Annotated in this window: 13 protein-coding genes and 2 pseudogenes; 8 read left to right on the top strand and 7 right to left on the bottom strand. The window is 65.2% G+C overall.

All coding sequences use genetic code 11. The features are described from left to right. Positions 1-157 precede the first annotated feature (157 nt). Positions 158-820 (bottom strand): hypothetical protein, encoded by a 663-nt coding sequence (locus tag EET10_RS10985; protein ID WP_036403573.1) that lies wholly within the window; start codon positions 818-820, stop codon positions 158-160. Positions 821-996: 176 nt separating this feature from the next. On the opposite strand from EET10_RS10985, the gene EET10_RS10980 reads away from it, so the two are divergent. The 3 genes from EET10_RS10980 to EET10_RS10970 all read left to right on the top strand — a co-directional run bounded on the left by EET10_RS10980 (position 997) and on the right by EET10_RS10970 (position 4,318). Next, positions 997-1,263 carry a hypothetical protein gene (locus tag EET10_RS10980; protein WP_036403576.1) on the top strand — a complete coding sequence of 89 codons (267 nt, stop codon included), beginning with the start codon at positions 997-999 and terminating at the stop codon, positions 1,261-1,263. Between the two features lie 142 nt (positions 1,264-1,405). Further along, entirely contained in the window at positions 1,406-2,821 is a 1,416-nt protein-coding gene (locus EET10_RS10975) for a WS/DGAT/MGAT family O-acyltransferase (RefSeq protein ID WP_099188740.1), read from the top strand. 99 nt (positions 2,822-2,920) lie between these two features. Further along, complete coding sequence (locus tag EET10_RS10970; protein WP_423793632.1) at positions 2,921-4,318, top strand: YhgE/Pip domain-containing protein; 1,398 nt, start codon at positions 2,921-2,923, stop codon at positions 4,316-4,318. Positions 4,319-4,824: 506 nt separating this feature from the next. On the opposite strand, the gene EET10_RS10960 is transcribed toward EET10_RS10970, so the two are convergent. Next, on the bottom strand, positions 4,825-6,444 hold the full coding sequence (locus EET10_RS10960; RefSeq protein WP_136624700.1) for a hypothetical protein: 1,620 nt from the start codon (positions 6,442-6,444) through the stop codon (positions 4,825-4,827). 265 nt (positions 6,445-6,709) lie between these two features. On the opposite strand from EET10_RS10960, the gene EET10_RS10955 reads away from it, so the two are divergent. From EET10_RS10955 to EET10_RS10945, 4 genes and pseudogenes are all read left to right on the top strand, one after another. Next, entirely contained in the window at positions 6,710-7,009 is a 300-nt protein-coding gene (locus EET10_RS10955; protein WP_036403901.1) for a hypothetical protein, read from the top strand. Beyond that, positions 7,010-7,629: pseudogene (locus EET10_RS10950) on the top strand (hypothetical protein); the annotation flags it as partial. A 99-nt stretch (positions 7,630-7,728) separates the two neighbouring features. Next, complete coding sequence (locus EET10_RS29575; protein WP_167480091.1) at positions 7,729-8,001, top strand: hypothetical protein; 273 nt, start codon at positions 7,729-7,731, stop codon at positions 7,999-8,001. After that, the gene (locus tag EET10_RS10945; protein ID WP_036403583.1) at positions 7,998-8,234 is read left to right on the top strand and encodes a hypothetical protein; all 237 of its coding nucleotides are present in this window, start codon (positions 7,998-8,000) and stop codon (positions 8,232-8,234) included. Before EET10_RS29575 ends, EET10_RS10945 begins: the two co-directional genes overlap by 4 nt. Positions 8,235-8,541: 307 nt before the next feature. Here the strand turns inward: EET10_RS10945 and EET10_RS10940 are convergent, their stop codons facing one another. The 4 genes and pseudogenes from EET10_RS10940 to EET10_RS10925 form a co-directional block, all read right to left on the bottom strand. Further along, entirely contained in the window at positions 8,542-8,757 is a 216-nt protein-coding gene (locus tag EET10_RS10940) for a hypothetical protein (RefSeq protein ID WP_136624728.1), read from the bottom strand. A gap of 76 nt (positions 8,758-8,833) precedes the next feature. Further along, on the bottom strand, positions 8,834-10,240 hold the full coding sequence (locus EET10_RS10935; protein ID WP_063466602.1) for a wax ester/triacylglycerol synthase family O-acyltransferase: 1,407 nt from the start codon (positions 10,238-10,240) through the stop codon (positions 8,834-8,836). A 14-nt stretch (positions 10,241-10,254) separates the two neighbouring features. Next, positions 10,255-11,182, bottom strand: a pseudogene (locus tag EET10_RS10930) (IS5 family transposase). A 46-nt stretch (positions 11,183-11,228) separates the two neighbouring features. Beyond that, positions 11,229-12,482, bottom strand: a complete 1,254-nt coding sequence (locus EET10_RS10925; RefSeq protein WP_036403591.1) for an alpha/beta hydrolase family protein — start codon at positions 12,480-12,482, stop codon at positions 11,229-11,231. A 192-nt stretch (positions 12,483-12,674) separates the two neighbouring features. On the opposite strand from EET10_RS10925, the gene EET10_RS10920 reads away from it, so the two are divergent. Further along, positions 12,675-12,941, top strand: a complete 267-nt coding sequence (locus tag EET10_RS10920) for a hypothetical protein (protein WP_036403593.1) — start codon at positions 12,675-12,677, stop codon at positions 12,939-12,941. A gap of 111 nt (positions 12,942-13,052) precedes the next feature. On the opposite strand, the gene EET10_RS10915 is transcribed toward EET10_RS10920, so the two are convergent. Then, positions 13,053-15,848: an AMP-binding protein gene (locus tag EET10_RS10915; RefSeq protein WP_122502143.1), complete on the bottom strand. Its 2,796-nt coding sequence runs from the start codon at positions 15,846-15,848 to the stop codon at positions 13,053-13,055. Position 15,849 lies beyond the last annotated feature (1 nt).

The raw sequence follows: 15,849 nt of genomic DNA, 5'->3' as shown, positions 1-15,849 counted from the left end.
GATAACCTCCGAAATTGGCGGACCAACCCCTCGAATCGCCCGCTATCGAACGTAAGGCGACGCTACCGCGGACACTAGGGTCGTTCGACCTTCTGGCCATGGGTCAATCGCCCTGCGCGACGCCCGCCGCGGCAAACATTGGTATCCACTGCCGATCTCAGCAACCGGGTGCGGTGGGTTGCGGCAGCGGCAGCCGCTCAACCCGGTGCTTGATACCGAGCAGCAGTCCTCGGGTGCCCAGCGAGATCAACGGCCGGGCCAGTTCCAGGGCGAACACTTCGCCGGGGCGGCGCAGCGCAATCCGGGCACGGGTGAGGAGCCGGACGCGATCCTCCCAGTGCGGCTGCAGGTGGAACGACCACACCGCGTTGCAGCGCAGGTCCGGTCGCGTCGCATTGAGCACGAGGTATTTGTCGGGCACGATTTCGGCGACACGCAACGTCACCCCGTCGGGAAGGCCCATCCAGCCTTCGGGAGCCAGCCGCACCATATCGCCCACCGCGAGCTGTTGCCATTCCGGGTGGACTCGATCGGCGTCGTTGTGGCGAAGCCCGGCTAGGTTTTTCAGTCCTTCACCACCGTAGAAGCCACCGCGGTCCTGACCCATTTGCACCAACCACGGCCACACGGCAGCTGCCGGGGCGTCGATGTTCAGCGCTTCGGTCGTTTGGGTAGCCGGGTCGCTGACCAAGGTGTCGCCGGGCAGCAGCATCCGGGATTCCTGCTTGGTGGTACCCCAGTTGCGGTAATACCGCCGCGCGGCATACAGCACTGCCAGCGAGGCCCCGGCCCCGGCAATACGTTTGATCGTCTTGGCCATAGCGCAAGTCTGCGGCCCACCACGGGTTGTTCACCAGGGTCTATGGTCCTCGCCGCACAAGCCGACATACCGGACAGGTGACTTTCGGCCCTATTCCGCAACATGAGTGTGACGAAATGATGACCTGGTCCACGTAACTTGGCTGCGGTTGTGGCTCAGCAAGGATTAGGACGGCTATGCGTGGCGACCCACCATTATTGACCGATTCCGACGTCGATGGTCTCGCCTGGGAATTCCTGCGATCACGCTACGTAGACACGATCTACGCCGGCTGGTCGCCCGATCGGCGCCTGGACACCTTCCTGCGACGGCGCGGCCTCGGCCGGGTTGCCGACGACGGCGATCTGTCCAACATCGTCCTGGATCGCATCATGAGGTACGTGGGCATCGTGCCCCGTGAGTTGGCCGAACTGGCGGACGAGTCGCCGGTCCCGATTCACTGAGCGATCGTTTCGCCGCAGCGATGGCGATAATCCACCAGGTCGGGAAGTCCGGCACTAGTCCTTGGGGACTAACGGCACTATTGCCCCAGGTGCCCCACCGCGGATAGTGATGCCGATCGATGGGGATCGGAGGTGGCTGGCGGTGGAACAGCTGACGACCATGGAGGCCAGTTTCCTGGAGGCAGAGGACGCCGACAGGCATGTGAGCCTGGCCATCGGCGCGCTGGCTGTCATCGACGGACCCAGCCCCGGGCGAGACGAACTCGTCGAGACACTCTCGGAGCGGATGCGAACCATCCCCCGGTTGACGCAGTTGGTGCACAAGCACCCGTTGGAACTCGCGGCGCCGGAATGGGTCGACGACGCCAACTTCGACATCACCCACCATGTGCGGTGGGCGGCATTGCCGCGGCCCGGCGATGATGCCGCCTTGTTCCGGACCATCGCCGATCTCATGGAGCGCCGACTCGATCGCGACCACCCCTTGTGGGAGTGCTGGATCATCGAAGGCCTGCCGGAACGGCGGTGGGCAGCGCTGATAAAAATCCACCATTGCATCGCCGACGGCATTGCCGCGATGCGGATGTTGGCCAACATCGCCGATACGGGTCCGGCCGCGACGTTCGCCACCGACATCCGCGCCGCCAAGGAACCGCCGCCGTCGATCGGCAACCCGGCCGGGCTCAGCCTGAACCCGCTGAGCTGGGCCGGAGGACTGTGGCGCACGTCGCTGGCCACCACCGGCGCAGCCGCGCACACCGCCAAAGGCGCAGCCGAATTCGTTGCCGGCTTACTCGCTCCCGCGGCAAACTCGTCGCTGCGCGGCTCGGTGACGAACATGCGCCGTTACAGCGCGGCGCGGGTGTCGCTCAAAGATGTCGAAACGGTGTGCGAGGTCTTCGGCGTCACACTCAACGACGTGGCACTGGCCGCCATCACCGACAGCTATCGGGCGGTCCTGCTGCATCGCGGTGAGAAGCCGCGGCGCAACTCGCTGCGCACGCTGATCCCGGTATCGGTGCGCTCGCCGGATGCCATGGACCGCACCGATATTCGCGTGTCGGCGATGCTGCCGTCGTTGCCGGTGGAGCAGGACGACCCGGTGAAGCGGTTACGGTCGGTGCACACCCGCTTGGACAGGCTGAAAGGCAGCGGTGAGCGTCAGGCGGCGAGCGCCTTTGTCGCGCTGGCCAACTTCGTGCCGTTCGTGTTGAGCGCGTGGACGGTTCGGCTGCTGGCGCGGCTGCCACAGCGCAGCGTCGTCACGCTGGCGACCAATGTGCCGGGCCCCCGCCAGCGACTGCAGGTCCTGGGCCGCCCGGTGGAAGAGTTGCTGCCGGTGCCGCCGATCGCCATGCACCTGCGCACCGTCATCGGCATGCTCACCTATGTCGACACCCTGGTGTTCGGCATCACCGCCGACTACGACGCCACGCCCGACGTCGACGAACTCGCCCGCGGCATCGAACTCGGCGTCGCCCGCCTGCTGGCCCGCGCCCTGGCCCGCAAACAGACCCGCACCAAGCAAAGCCGCCGCCCTTCCCGGTTGGCCACCTGAGTCCCGGAGGCAGCTGTGCGCGATTTCGCATTCGGTATGTAGCCCCAACGCAGGCTCGGCTTAGTCGAGGAAGGAGCCCTCATGTCCGACCAGCAACTATTGCGTCAAACCACTCCGTATCCGCTGCCGCACCCGTTGCGCACCGTGCGGTTCTGGCTGGCCCCGATCGTCGTCACGCTCGCCGTGCTGGCGGGACTGTCGTGGCTGTTTTTCGGCAGCAGCCTGAACCCGAAGAAAAACTTCCACAACTTCCCGATCGCGATCGTCAACGAGGACACGGGAAGCGCCAAGGCGGGCGCAAAGATCACCGACGCACTCAAAACCAAACTCGAGGAAGGGCATAAGTTCGACATCCGGTTGCTGACCCCCGAGGAGGCGAACCATCAGTTCGACACCGGCAAGCTCTACGGCGCGCTGGTGATACCGCCGGACTTCTCCGACAAACTGCTGGGGTTGTTGCAAACCGTGTCGAAGCCGGGCGAGGTGACCAAACCGGTCATCACGATCGAAACCAACCCACGGGCCAGCGCGATGGGCGCGGGCATCGCCGAGAATGTGCTGAAAAAGGCGATGGTTGACTACAACACCAAGGCCGGCAAGAAGCTCACGGACGCGGCGGCGGCCTCCGGTGGCGAGCAACTGAGCGCCGCTGCCGCCTGGGTGCTCGCCAATCCCCTCGACGTTCGGGTCGAGCAGCGCAATGAGCTGCCTGACGGCACCGGGCTCGGACTGTCCAGTTACTTCTACACCCTGATGTTGCTGATCGGCGGCGTCACCGGCGCCCTGGTGGTGAGCATGCTGGTCGAGGCGATGCTCGGCTATTCGCCGGCTGAATTCGGACCGATGTACCGGTTGGCCGATCGGGTCCGGGTGTCGTGGTTCCGCACGCTGCTCCTCAAGTGGATGTTGGTGGCGGTGGTGTCGTTGTTCTCCTCAGCGGTCTACCTCTTGGTGGCGAAGGCTTTCGGGATGCCGGTGCCCCACCCATGGGCGCTGTGGCTCTTCGGTGTCTTCATCATGCTGACTGTCGGGATCGCCTCCACGAGCTTCATCACGGCATTGGGCACGCTCGGCATTCTGACCGCCCTGTTCATCTTCAACTTCTTGGGCCTGCCGTCCACCGGCGCCACGATTCCGCTCGAGGCGGAGCCGAAGATCTTCAGTTGGCTGGCCAATTTCGAGCCGATGCGCCAGGTGTTCATCGGCACCCGGGCGCTGCTGTACTTCGACGGCCGCCTCGACGCAGGACTGGGCCGCTCCCTGACGGTGGCGACGATCGGGCTCGCGATCGGTCTGGTGTTCGGCGCCGTGCTGACCTGGATCTACGATCGCAAGGGCATCCACCGCATCGCGGCGGTGCCAGCGCCCGCCCCTGGCGCAACGCCGGCTCCTGAACCCGGCTCCGCGGAACCGGAAATGGCGCATGCCACGTCAGCTGCACCACCGCAAAGCGCTCCCGAGTCATCCGAAGGACACGGCAAACACGAAGCGACGTAGCACAATCCGGCCGAGGGGTATGGTGTCGCAGACAGAGGGAGCAACGACCGCTTGTCGCCGTTCGAGATGACATTCGAGCTGTTGGCTGGGCGAGATGTCTTGCCTCAGTGCCGAAATCACGCATTGTGGCGGCTGGAAGCAGTCACGCTCGTCAGGAATGATACTTGGTGCATCACGACTTGCATGCCGCGTGTGAGACCATCCGTTAGAGCATGCCGGGGCGGCGCCGATCCAGCCGACCCCCGCAGCGACGATCAGCGGTAGGTACCGGTCATCTGCACTCCGGCTGCAGCGGTGGATTTTTCGCGGTTCGTTGAGGATCTCGCCGACGCCGGCCAGGAGAGCGTCGCCGATCGCGCCTTGGATGGTTTCGGCGCCTTCGGGTCGTTGTTCGCGCAGCCGTCCCTTACAGCCACCTGCCAGCCGGTAAGCAAGGACCTCTCTAACTGGCCCGGTTCTAGCTTCGCTTGGTGAGGGCGAAGTTCACAATTAGATCAAGTTGCGGTTCAGGCCGCGGTGAGTGCTGCATTTGTGAATTGATTGAGGTGTCGTTCGAGTTGGCGCCAGGCGATCGCCAGATCGCTGCGTTTGGCGAGATCATCCGTTGGGAGCCTTGGGTCTAACTCGGCCAGGCCGGGTGCGAGAACACGTCCGTAGACCTTGGTGAACAGCACCGCGACGCGGCGGCCCAGCGGGGTGAGTTGGTAGCGGTGGTGGCCCGGCAGCCTGACGATGAGCCCCTTGCGTTTGAGCCGGCGCAGGTCATATGTGGCTTGGCGGCTTGTGTAGGAGCAGCCCAGCAAGGTGGTTACCGCTCGAACCAGGGCTGGGTTGTCGAACCCGGCGAGCAGATGGGTGAATCCGACGATAGCGGCCAGCACCGCCATCACCCGCGGATCCCCGAACCGCAGTCCGGGGGCATGTTGACCGTCGATCTGTGAGGGTCGGGTCACCTCGGTGAAGGTGGCCACATCCGGAGCGGGCCGGGCATCGGTGGCTTGTGCGTCGCATAGACGCTGGTTGGCATGCTCGCCAACCGCCCGAAGGGCCTTCCAGTTCTCGGCGGTCACCCGCCGACCGATGCCAAAATCGCGGGTGTCGCAGATGACCGTCTCGGTGCGCAACGCCCGATGCTCCTTGAAGTATTGCTTGATCCGACTCGACTTGTAGTAGCAGCTGATCTGCGGATCCACACCCTTGGTGATCACTTGGGTGCGCCAGGTGCCCGGCGTGCGCGAGCTGATGCGCCGGTCGAAGATCAGCGACACCTTCTCCGGGCGTCCGATGTCGAGGTGGTCACGGATGAGCTGTTCGAAAAACGATCGCCCGGCCGCGGGCCGGTCGAACACCCGGGTATCAGAAACCTCGAATTGGCGAAACGCCAGTTCGTAGACGTAGCCCGCACGCAAGTCATCGCGGGTGAACGGCGATGGCAACAGCTTTTGCCAGCGCCAAAAGAAGCTCTTCACCGCGCCCGACCCCAGTCGGTCGCAGATGCGCTGCAGCGCGGCGGGGTCCTCGCAGTCGCGGAACCCGTTGTCTAGAGCGGTGTAGCCGATGCCCAGCCGGTCGCATTGCCGTTGCGCCCAGGTGTGCCCGTTGAGCCAGATCCACACCGGCCACGGTGCGTAGGCATTGGTCTTCCAAAACGCGCCACCCCAGTCGGGATCCCACAGGTAAAAGTAGAAATGATTAACAAAGCCCATCTGGCGAGCCCACTCCATGTGCGGATGAGCCACATGCTCTTGGCCCTTGGCCTTCCACGAGCGCCATATCGGGGTCTTTTCCTGCGCGATCCCGATCAACACCACCCGCCCCTCGCCGCCCTCCCTTTCGGCTTCCTCGATCAATGGCCGCGCGATCTCCTCCTTGTTCTCGCCCTTGGCGAAGCGGCGCACCGGGATCGCGTTCGCCTTAGCCCACCGGTGCACCTCGGCGACGTAGGCGTCGCCGATCTTGCCGAACGCCGCCGACGACGGAATTCCAAACCCCTTCTGCCAGTACAAAAACTGGCACACCCCGCCCACCGACTGCAGTTTCGGCACATATGCCTGCAAAAAGATCCGGTCCACCGACCGACAGGTGAGCGTCACATGATCGCACAGTAAAGTTGCATAGTCGGCCATCATTGCCTCCTTGGTCTGAACAACCCGAGGCTACGACCGACACGAGGGATCTCCGAACACGGAGATCCCTCGTCTCTACCACCACACCCGGCCGAATGGCCGAGCCTCAAAACTCACGTATGAGGACACTCGCTACAGACTAGGGAAGTGGTCGTTACCTTTCTCGGCCCCCGTAAGAGATGTCGATACTCCGGCCGGTTTGAGTCGTGGAATCGGCGGATCGGCCTGACGTGCCCTCCGCGTGGTCTCGTCTAGACTCGCGCGGGTGGGATCGGATGAATTGCAGGTTGTTCTCGGTCGGCTGGGGGTTACGGCCAGTCAATGGCAGGGCCTTGGCGCTCAACTCGCGACCGGAGCGGCGCCGCCGGCGCCGGGCCAGCCATTCCAAGCCACGACGGCGGCGGTGAGTGGCATCGACGCAGCAATCGGCGGTGTGGCGGCGGCCATGGCTACCCGTACTCAGGCAACGGCTGCCGGGGTGACCGCTGCAGCCGCAGGTTACGCCAACCAAGAGGCCAGCGCCGCAAGTGAGATGGCGGCCGTCACCCAGGTGACGGTGGTATAGATGCCGGCCACCCTGTCGCAAATCCGCGCATGGAGCACCGAACATCTTATCGATGCAGCCGGCTACTGGACCCAGACCGCCGATCAGTGGGAAGACGTCTTCCTGCAGATGCGCAACCCGTCCTATGCCATCGCCTGGAACGGCGCGGGGGGCGACGCGCTACGCGAACGGACCAGCGCCGACCTGCCGATCGTCGCCGCAAAAGCCGACCAGCTACGCCAGGCAGCAGCGGTTGCGCGCAACGGTGCCAGCGAGATCAGCGCGGCCCAACAACGAGTGCTCTATGCCGTCGAGGACGCCCAGAACGCGGGATTCACTGTCGGAGAAGACTTATCGGTCACCGATACCCGTGTTGGCAGTACCACCGCAGAGCAGGCCGCTCGACAGCCCAGGCGCAGGCTTTCGCCGGTGACATCCGCTTGCGCGCAGAACAGCTCAACGAGGCAGAGGTCAAGACTGCAGGCCAACTTACCGCCACCACCACTGGTCTCAGTAGCGTCGGCTTTGCGGAGCAGCCGATCTCCAACCCTGTCCCGCAAGCTCCGGCCACCCACCGCAATGGAATCCAGTTGGTTGACTTCAAACAGAACGGCGGCGGTGACCCACCTCCATTTGCGCCGTGGGACACTCCCGACGGAACGCCCCCCCAGCCCGCGTTTATTCCGCAGTACGAGCAGGTCCTGACGGCGCCAACTGCGCCGCCTACGCCGGATCCACCAATGCCCGCATCCCCACCGCAGGCGCCGCGGCCCGCGACCGGTCCGAGCAGCGTCGCCTGCCAGCAAGCGCTCGATGAGCAGCAGCAAAGCCTGCTGCAAAATCTCGGGGGCGCGACCCTCGGGGGCGCGGTCTTAGGGGGTCTGGCTGCAGGAGTACCGACCGAGGGCGTGGGAGCCGTCCAAGGTGCGATCGGCGGAGCTTTCATGGGCGGCGTTGGCGAGTTCCTCAACGAAGCCCGAAAAGAACACCCGCTCCCACAACAGTGCAAATGAGCTACCTACCGTTGATTATCGCGGCAGCCGGGGTCGGTTTGATCATCGCCGCCCCGGCACGATCGCGGCGAGCCTGGATCATGTTGACATTACTGCTGATCGCTTTGGGCGCCATGACCGTCATCGACTGGTGTCTGCACCGGCCTACCGGCTCTGACATCACATATTTTGTCACAGCAGCGATGATTGGCGGGTTGTCAGTGTTCGTCGGCAAGAAAGCCGGCGAATCCTGAAGCTGACTCCACGATGGTGCATTGCGTTTTGGCGTGGGCGACGTCCCAGGCCGTACGAAATAGCCAATCAGCTGCGACCTAGTTGCCGCGTAGGTTACCGGCGTGCTTCGATCGTCGCTCAGCGACGCGGACCATGCCGGTGAAGTGACGGGCTTCATGTCCCGCTTCTACAGATTCGGGACAACCCGTAGCGGCCGCTCCCCTAACCTGTCGCCGCGAGTCGTCGTGTCGCAAATCCTTTCTCACACTGTGAGTCTCACATCCAGAATGCCCGTCTGTATGAGGCAGCCGCTGGCGCCCTGGCGACCTAGTGCACCGTCGACGCACGCGCGAACTTCTTCTTGGGTAGCCCGTGAGGCTGCGGCGTCTTCGACGCACTTGCCTCGCGAGTCAGCAAGTCGGTAAGTTCTCCGATCGAACTCATCAACGGAGCCGGGTTTGCCAGCAACGCGATCGATGCGCCGGTCTGGTGGCGGGGCACGTTCATCGTCATGGCGCTGGCCGGGCTGTATCTGACCTTCATCGGATGGGCTCCCACCCCGCACCAGACGAGTCCACAAACGGCAAGCCCACCCAAGGATCTGCCGCGGGCCGCCTGATCAGATCCCCACGCCCAGCGCGGCTTCCAGCTCGGTCAGGCACTGTTCGGTCAGCGCGATCAGCTTGTCGATATCGGGGACGATTTCGCGGCCCGCGACGTAGCCGAACCCGATTTGGTCGGCATAGGAGCACGTCGTCACGTTGAGCGCCTGACCGTCGTAGACCGTGGACACCGGATATATCTCATCGACATGCGCGCCGTTCCAATATCTTTCGGCACGGGGACCCGGAACGTGCGAAATCGGGACGTTGTATCCGGTGCGGATCTTCGGCGAAAGCGGCAGCAGCGGAAAAACTACCGTGGCGGCGATGCTTCCCGCGACCGTCAGCAGCGATGCCGCCGATCCGCGCTTGGCTACCCAGTGCTTTCCTTGCGACATCGACCGGTGAATCGTGTCCAACCGTGCCAGCGGGTCATCGATGTCGGTGCCCAACGGGCACAACCAGAGACCGAACATGTTGCCGTGCTCGTCATCTGCCCTGGCGTGCTCGTGACCACGAACGGTGATCGGGCAGGCGGCCACCAGCGACTGCTTGGGCAGCTCGCCGCGGTCAAGCAACCAGCGGCGCAGCGCACCGGCCACCATCGCGGTCACCACGTCGTTGCCGGTCACCTGGGCGCCATGTTGCACCGCCTGGATGCGGGTTTTCGGCCAGCTGCCCGCCGCCACGGCCCGCTCGGGCCCGAGACGACCGTTGAATCGCGTATAGGGAGCTCCGAACGGCAGCACCGTCGTATGGCCGATCAGGCTGTCGAGTATTGTCGATATCTCGCCGGTGACAACATGATTCACCAGCCCGACCCCGGATGCTGCCGTCCCGACCAGCGTCCGCAACGGCGCGGCCAGCCGATGCAGCAGACTAGTCGACGTCGCCGTCGCCGCACGTTCCCGGTGGTGCTCGGCGTAGAAGGGTGGCATCGATCGCCGGTCCGCATCGGTGCTCAGCGCCTCGGCGATCATCTTGAACCCGGCCACACCGTCGATGACGGTGTGATGCACCTTGATATAGAAGGCGAATCGGCCATCCTCGAGGCCATCGATCAGATACGACATCCACATCGGGCGGGACCGTTCGAGGCGCTCGGCATCCAGCTCGGCGATCAGCCGCCAGAATCCGGCGCCGCCTCCGGAGACCGTGCGCCGCTGGCAGTGCTGCCCGATGTCGACGGTGTCGGCGTCACGCCAGACCCAGATGCCCCCGGTGTCCAGACCCTGATGCGGATATCGCCGCAGCCGCGGGTCGATCGGATCGTTGCCCGCCTGCGTTTCTCGATACAGCTCGTCGACGTATTCGGGACCCGCACCCGGCGGTGGTGACAGCATCAGCACAGCACCGACATGCATTGGGTTGGACAACATTTCCGCGGTCATCATCGCCGCATCCAGCGGATCCAGTGGATTCATCTCGTCCTCCGCGACTAGGGTGTGTCTCCCGATTCTGTGGCCGCTACGCGGGCATGGATGACTGCGCAGGCCAGTAGGACGCCGCCGAGGTAGGTGAGGGCGTATTTGTCATAGCGGGTTGCGACGCCGCGCCACTGCTTGAGCCGGTTGAAGCCTCGCTCGACGGTGTTGCGCAGCCCGTAGAGGGCGGCGTCGAATGCGGGCGGGCGACCGCCTGCTGATCCTTTGGCCTTACGTCGAGCGATCTGGTCTTTGCGTTCAGGAATTGTGTGTTTGACTCTCCTGGAACGCAATTCAGCACGCGTGCTCGGATGTGAATAGGCCTTATCGGCGAGCAATCGGAAGTTGCGGCCCGACACGTCCTTTCCCTTGCCGGCTGCGGCGTAGTCGTCGAGCAGCCGCACCAACTGAGGGTTGTCTCCGGCCTGTCCGGCAGTCAAGCGGACCGCCACCGGGGCTTGCCGCTGATCGGTCAGAGCGTGAATTTTCGTAGTGAGCCCGCCGCGCGAGCGGCCGATCGCATGATCGTCGGGCTCATCGGCAGATTTCTTGTAATTCGACAGAGCCCCCTTTTGCCAGCGTGTCAGACCGTGCGCCCGCGCAATGTTGATGTGCCCGAACGTTTGTCGAATCCACCGACAGTAGCTTCTCGACGTCGGCGACCACCGCGGCGCCGAGCCCGAATACCGCCCTAACCTGAGCGAACATCGCGTCGTAGGTGCCGTCCAAAGACCATCGATGATGGCGCTTCCACACCGTTTGCCACGGCCCGAAATCGGCCGGCAGGTCCCGCCAGGGGCTGCCAGTGCGAAATCGCCATGCGATCCCTTCCAGTATCAACCGGTGATCACCGAACCTGCCGCCCCGCTTGCCCTCATCCGATGGCATCAGCGATTCGACAGCCGCCCAAAACTCATCAGAAATCACACCCATCCGCGTCATCAGCAAATCGTCGCCGGTCAACACCTATTAATTCGGGAGACACGCCCTAGGCCGGGCGGTCGCGTCGTGCCGTCGGCCGGTCCAGAAGCCCGGATTGCTGTAGCGCCTCCTCGACAAACCGCTGCACCGGCCGGGACCGGAAGAATCCCGTGTGACCACCGGGATACCAAACGATTTCGGGTTTACCCCAGTGCTCCCACAGGCGGGTCACCTGCTCGCGCGGATGCACAAGCTGGTCGGCTACGCCGGCGTAGATGAAACGGCCGGCCATGGGCACCAGCGGGGTAAGCGACAGAGGTGAAATCATTCGGCCGATCGGTTCGGCCATCTTCACCATGTCGCGGCGCGGGTCGTCACGATGCAAACCGGAGTGGCGACCCAGCAACTCGACCAGATCGGCGACCGGTACTCCGAGGATCGCGCAGGTGAGACCCTCTTCGAGGCTGGCGACCAACGACGCTATGTAGCCGCCCAGCGACAGCCCGTTCAGCCCGATCAGCGATTCCGGCTCCTGCAACCGTATCCAGGACAGCAGCCGCCGGATGTCCCACACGCCCTGAGCCGTCGCGTGGACGTTGTCGAGCACATCCTCGCCGGGAAATACCGCACCCTTCGGCAGGCCGCGCGCCCGCGGACCGTGCATCGGAAGGACCGGCATGACGACGTTCAGGCCGAGCTCGTCGTGCAATTTCCAGGACCGAAACAGCGCCAGATCCAGTGGGGCGCGCCCCATTTCGGTGCCGTGCACACATACCAGCCAGGGGCGCGGTTCGGGGTGGCGCAGCAACAATGCGTACTCGCGGTTGTTCGCGGTGTATCCCAGCCATCGTTCGGCTCCCGGTTCGCCCGGGTGCGGGGCATAGCCGCTGTCGAAGTGCAGGCGATAAAAGGTACGTCGGCGGCCCTTGACCTTTCGGACCGTGACATCTGCGAGCGGCGGTGGATCACCAAAGAATCCTCGGGGCCACGCCAACCATCCCCGGCTCCCGTAGAACTCCACGCCGGCGGCCACTTCGTCCCGGATTCGCTCGAACACGTGCCCAGCGCTGACCGGGCGGCGAGCCTTCAGCCCCATCAGGACGATCTCGTCCCGAAATGCCTGGGCCGCCAACGCAATGGTGGGTCGGGCGATCGGGAGCTCGTCGGGGGTGTGATCGAGATAGTCGCGCCATGACTGGGCGAAGTACCGGCCGGTGTGCAGGAATGGTTTGACTACGTTGCCCAAACCGCCGATGCCGGCTGGGTTCAACTGCCGTGGACCCGGGCGATCATGGACGTCGTCACCGGCCGATGCTGCCATGGCGGCAAAGCTAACAGCCAACGATGTGGTGCGTTAGGGTCTTACGTCCCGCCGAAGGTCACCGGATGGGACAAATCCTCACACGAGGAAGGACTTTAGTCACTCGTGCCGGTGACTCAACAGTCGTAACTTCATCAGCGTCGGCAATCGCCGAAGTCAGCGCCGGCTGATCGAGTTCAGGGAGTTGAAATCATGACAGAGACGCCGCAGAAGACCGAGCCACGCTGGGCCGAGCTTTCCGACGAGGTACTCGAATCGGTTGAAACCGGCCGCAAGAAGGCCATCGAGGCCGTCCGCAAGTTCGTCGATCAGATCGATTCCGTTCTCCCCGACGAGTCGCGACGCAAGACGGTTGTCGACGCCGCCCTGGACTTGGCCGATGATTTGGTCACCGCGCGGATGGAGTTCTTCCGCAGCGTGGTGCGAAGCGCCGGCCAGGCGGCAAGCAAAACACGGTGAACTGAACCATCGAAACCGCCGCAACGTCAACGTGCGTTGCGGGTTTGCTTCGGATTGTCTTCTTTGCCAAGGGTGAACCCTTACTCCGGATTGTCTCCCCCTGGCAACCGGTCATTCGACGTCGGGCTCGCCCGACATCTGCAGCACCGCCTCGCGGGCCTTGCGTTGCACGTCAACAGCTGCATCCCAGTCCGGGCCCGCCGGCCGGATCGGTGCACCGATGACGACGTCGACCGCGCCGCGACGCGGGAAGTGGTGGCCCGGCCTCATCACCGACCGGGTCCCCCGGATGGCTACGGGAAGGGCCGCCACCCCGGCCTCGGCCGCGACGACGAATGCGCCGATGTGGAAGGGCCGCAAACCCGGGGCGCGGGCTAGCCGGCCTTCGGGGAAGATGACCAGCGACTTGCCCGCTCGCGCACACCCGACCAGCTGGTCGGTGTCGGCCACCCCCTGCTCCCGCTGGTGACGTTCGACGAACTGGGTGCCCAGCCGCCGCAGCGCAAATCCGTAGAGCCCCTGCTGCAACTGCTCGGCGACGACGAAGTGGAACGACGGCGGCAGCACCGAGGCGAGGACGATTCCGTCGATCCAGCTCGGATGGTTGGCCACCGCGATGCAGGTTTGGGCCGGCAGGTGATCGCGGCCGTGCACGGTGATGGCCGTTCCGGTAAGGCGGGCCAGCAGCCGGATCGATCGCCGAACCGCCCACCAGCGCCATCGCTCCCGCGGCAACAACATGAGCAAGACCACCAACGCCAGCCCCAGGACCAGGTACACCGCCCAGGTATAGGCCGCGAATGCGACGGCGGCCGCCGCGCGGCCCGTGCGGCGCATCGACGGGGCCGCGCCGCGCAACCGCAGCCGCACCAACTCCCACCACACCGCATGTGGCCGGGCGCCGATTCTTCCCGCCTCGTAGAGTTGCCGGCTGGCGGCCCGCCGGATCTTGCCGCTCGAGGTCTTCAACACCGCGCGCGGCGGCGCCAGCACCACGTCGTCCGGCGGTACACCCAGCAAATCCACTGTGGTGGAAGCGATTTCGGATCGCAGCGCGGCGCGCGCGCCGTCTTCGGTCAGCCGGGTCTCGGCCATGACGATCAGCCGCTCGGCTCCCCCCGACCGATCCGCGGAGGCGAACACCGCCACACAACCCTTGCGAACCCCGGTGAGATTGCCGACGGCCTCTTCCAACTCGGCCGGATGCAGGTTACGGCCGGCCCGGATGATCAGATCTTTGACCCGGCCGGTGACGTAGAGGTCGCCGTCGGCCACATAGCCCAGGTCGCCGGTATCGAGCCAGTCGCCGCGGAACAGCGAACGGGTGGCTGTCGGGTTGTTGAAATATCCGGCGGTCGCCGACGGACCACGGAACTCGATTCGTCCTTCGCGGCGATCGCCCAGTTCGGCGGCGCCGGCCCGGTTGGTCCCGACGATGCGGATTTCGTGGCCGGGCAGGGGCTGGCCGCAGGCCACGAAGCGCAGTGCGTCACGCTCGCCGGGCCGGGCCGGCTCGGCCCTCCCGGAACGCACGAACTCGTCGCGGCGGATCCGGTCAATCAGCGGACCCCGGCCCAGCGGCGGGAAGGCCAGGCCCACCGAGGATTCGGCCAGGCCGTACACCGGGGTCATCGCGTCTCGCCGGAAGCCGTACGCGGCGAAACGGTCGGCGAACCGCTCTATCGTCGCGGGGCTCACCGGCTCGGCGCCGTTATAGGCCAATCGCCACGAGCTCAGGTCGAGCCCCTCGATCTCGTCGTCGCGGACCTTGGCCAGGCACAGCTCGTAGGCGAAGTTGGGTCCGGCCGACATGGTCGCCCGGTTGGCGTGGATGGCCCACAGCCATCGGGATGGACGGATGAGGAACGCCTGGGGACTCATCACCACCAGCGGGACACCGAAATACATGCACCCCAGCCACGCGCCGATCAGACCCATGTCGTGGTACAGCGGCAGCCAGCTGACGAACGTGTCCGTCCCCGACGCACCCGCGGCCTGGCCCATCGCCCGGATGTTGGCAAGCAGGTTGTGGTGCGCGAGAGCGACCCCTTTGGGCTGGCCGGTGCTGCCCGAGGTGTACTGCACCAGGGCGAGGTCGTCGGTTCTCGGCCTGGGCAATGCGGGCCGGCCCCGCCCCACGTCTTCGCCTGTGCTCGTGAGTGTTTCGGGTATGACGACGTGACGCAGGCTTTCGACGTTCGACCGCAACAGGTGCCCGAGCGTCACCGCCTCCGGCACGGTGACCAGCAGCGTGGCCCCGGCATTGGTGAGGATGCCGGTGGTGCGGCGCAGATGATCCGCCAACTGGGACGGCCGCGCCGGCGGGTAGACGGGAACGGGCACCGCGCCGGCGAGCACCACACCGGCGAACGTGGTGAAGTAAGCCCGGCAGGTGGGCAACATGATGGCGACCGTCTCGCCCGGCATGACGTCGTGTGCGATCAACCCGGCCGCGACGGCGGCCGCCTCCCGGTGCAGCGTCGCATACGTCAGGTCCGCACCGCCCCCGGAATCGTCGAGCAGCCGGATGTGCATGCGCTCCGGGGTCGCGCCGACGTGCCAGTCGAGGACATCGTTGAGGGTCGACGCGGCTTCCGGCGCCAGCCCGCCCGGTTCCGTGGTGGGGAAAGACACCATGGCGCCGCGCTCAGGGGCCAAGACGGGATGGCCGCGAGCGACGGCCGCCACCAGGTCACGCGGTGTCTCGGCACGGGCCAGCAGCTTCGACGGCAGCGCCACCCCGTACTTGCCCTGGACCCGCAACAGCAGTTCGGCCAATTCGAGGCTGCCGATACCGAGGTCGTCGAAAGTGCTGTCGAGGGTCACCGAGGGGGGCATGGCATGCGGGTGCACTTCGGCGACCAGGCCACGCACCAGTGCCAGGACGTCGCGCTCCTCGCCTGCCATC

Origin of the sequence: Mycobacterium pseudokansasii, assembly GCF_900566075.1 — a bacterium.
GTDB classification, from domain to species: Bacteria; Actinomycetota; Actinomycetes; order Mycobacteriales; family Mycobacteriaceae; genus Mycobacterium; species Mycobacterium pseudokansasii.
The sequence above is the reverse complement of the archived record's forward strand: the minus strand, read 5'-3'. Positions and strand labels throughout refer to the sequence as shown.

Coding starts and splice junctions, on each gene's coding strand:
- EET10_RS10985 (WP_036403573.1), bottom strand. CDS start 820: ATGGCCAAGACGATCAAACGTATTGCCGGGGCCGGGGCCTCGCTGGCA.
- EET10_RS10980 (WP_036403576.1), top strand. CDS start 997: ATGCGTGGCGACCCACCATTATTGACCGATTCCGACGTCGATGGTCTC.
- EET10_RS10960 (WP_136624700.1), bottom strand. CDS start 6,444: ATGGCCGACTATGCAACTTTACTGTGCGATCATGTGACGCTCACCTGT.
- EET10_RS29575 (WP_167480091.1), top strand. CDS start 7,729: ATGCCCGCATCCCCACCGCAGGCGCCGCGGCCCGCGACCGGTCCGAGC.
- EET10_RS10945 (WP_036403583.1), top strand. CDS start 7,998: ATGAGCTACCTACCGTTGATTATCGCGGCAGCCGGGGTCGGTTTGATC.
- EET10_RS10940 (WP_136624728.1), bottom strand. CDS start 8,757: ATGAAGGTCAGATACAGCCCGGCCAGCGCCATGACGATGAACGTGCCC.
- EET10_RS10935 (WP_063466602.1), bottom strand. CDS start 10,240: ATGAATCCACTGGATCCGCTGGATGCGGCGATGATGACCGCGGAAATG.
- EET10_RS10925 (WP_036403591.1), bottom strand. CDS start 12,482: ATGGCAGCATCGGCCGGTGACGACGTCCATGATCGCCCGGGTCCACGG.
- EET10_RS10920 (WP_036403593.1), top strand. CDS start 12,675: ATGACAGAGACGCCGCAGAAGACCGAGCCACGCTGGGCCGAGCTTTCC.
- EET10_RS10915 (WP_122502143.1), bottom strand. CDS start 15,848: ATGGCAGGCGAGGAGCGCGACGTCCTGGCACTGGTGCGTGGCCTGGTC.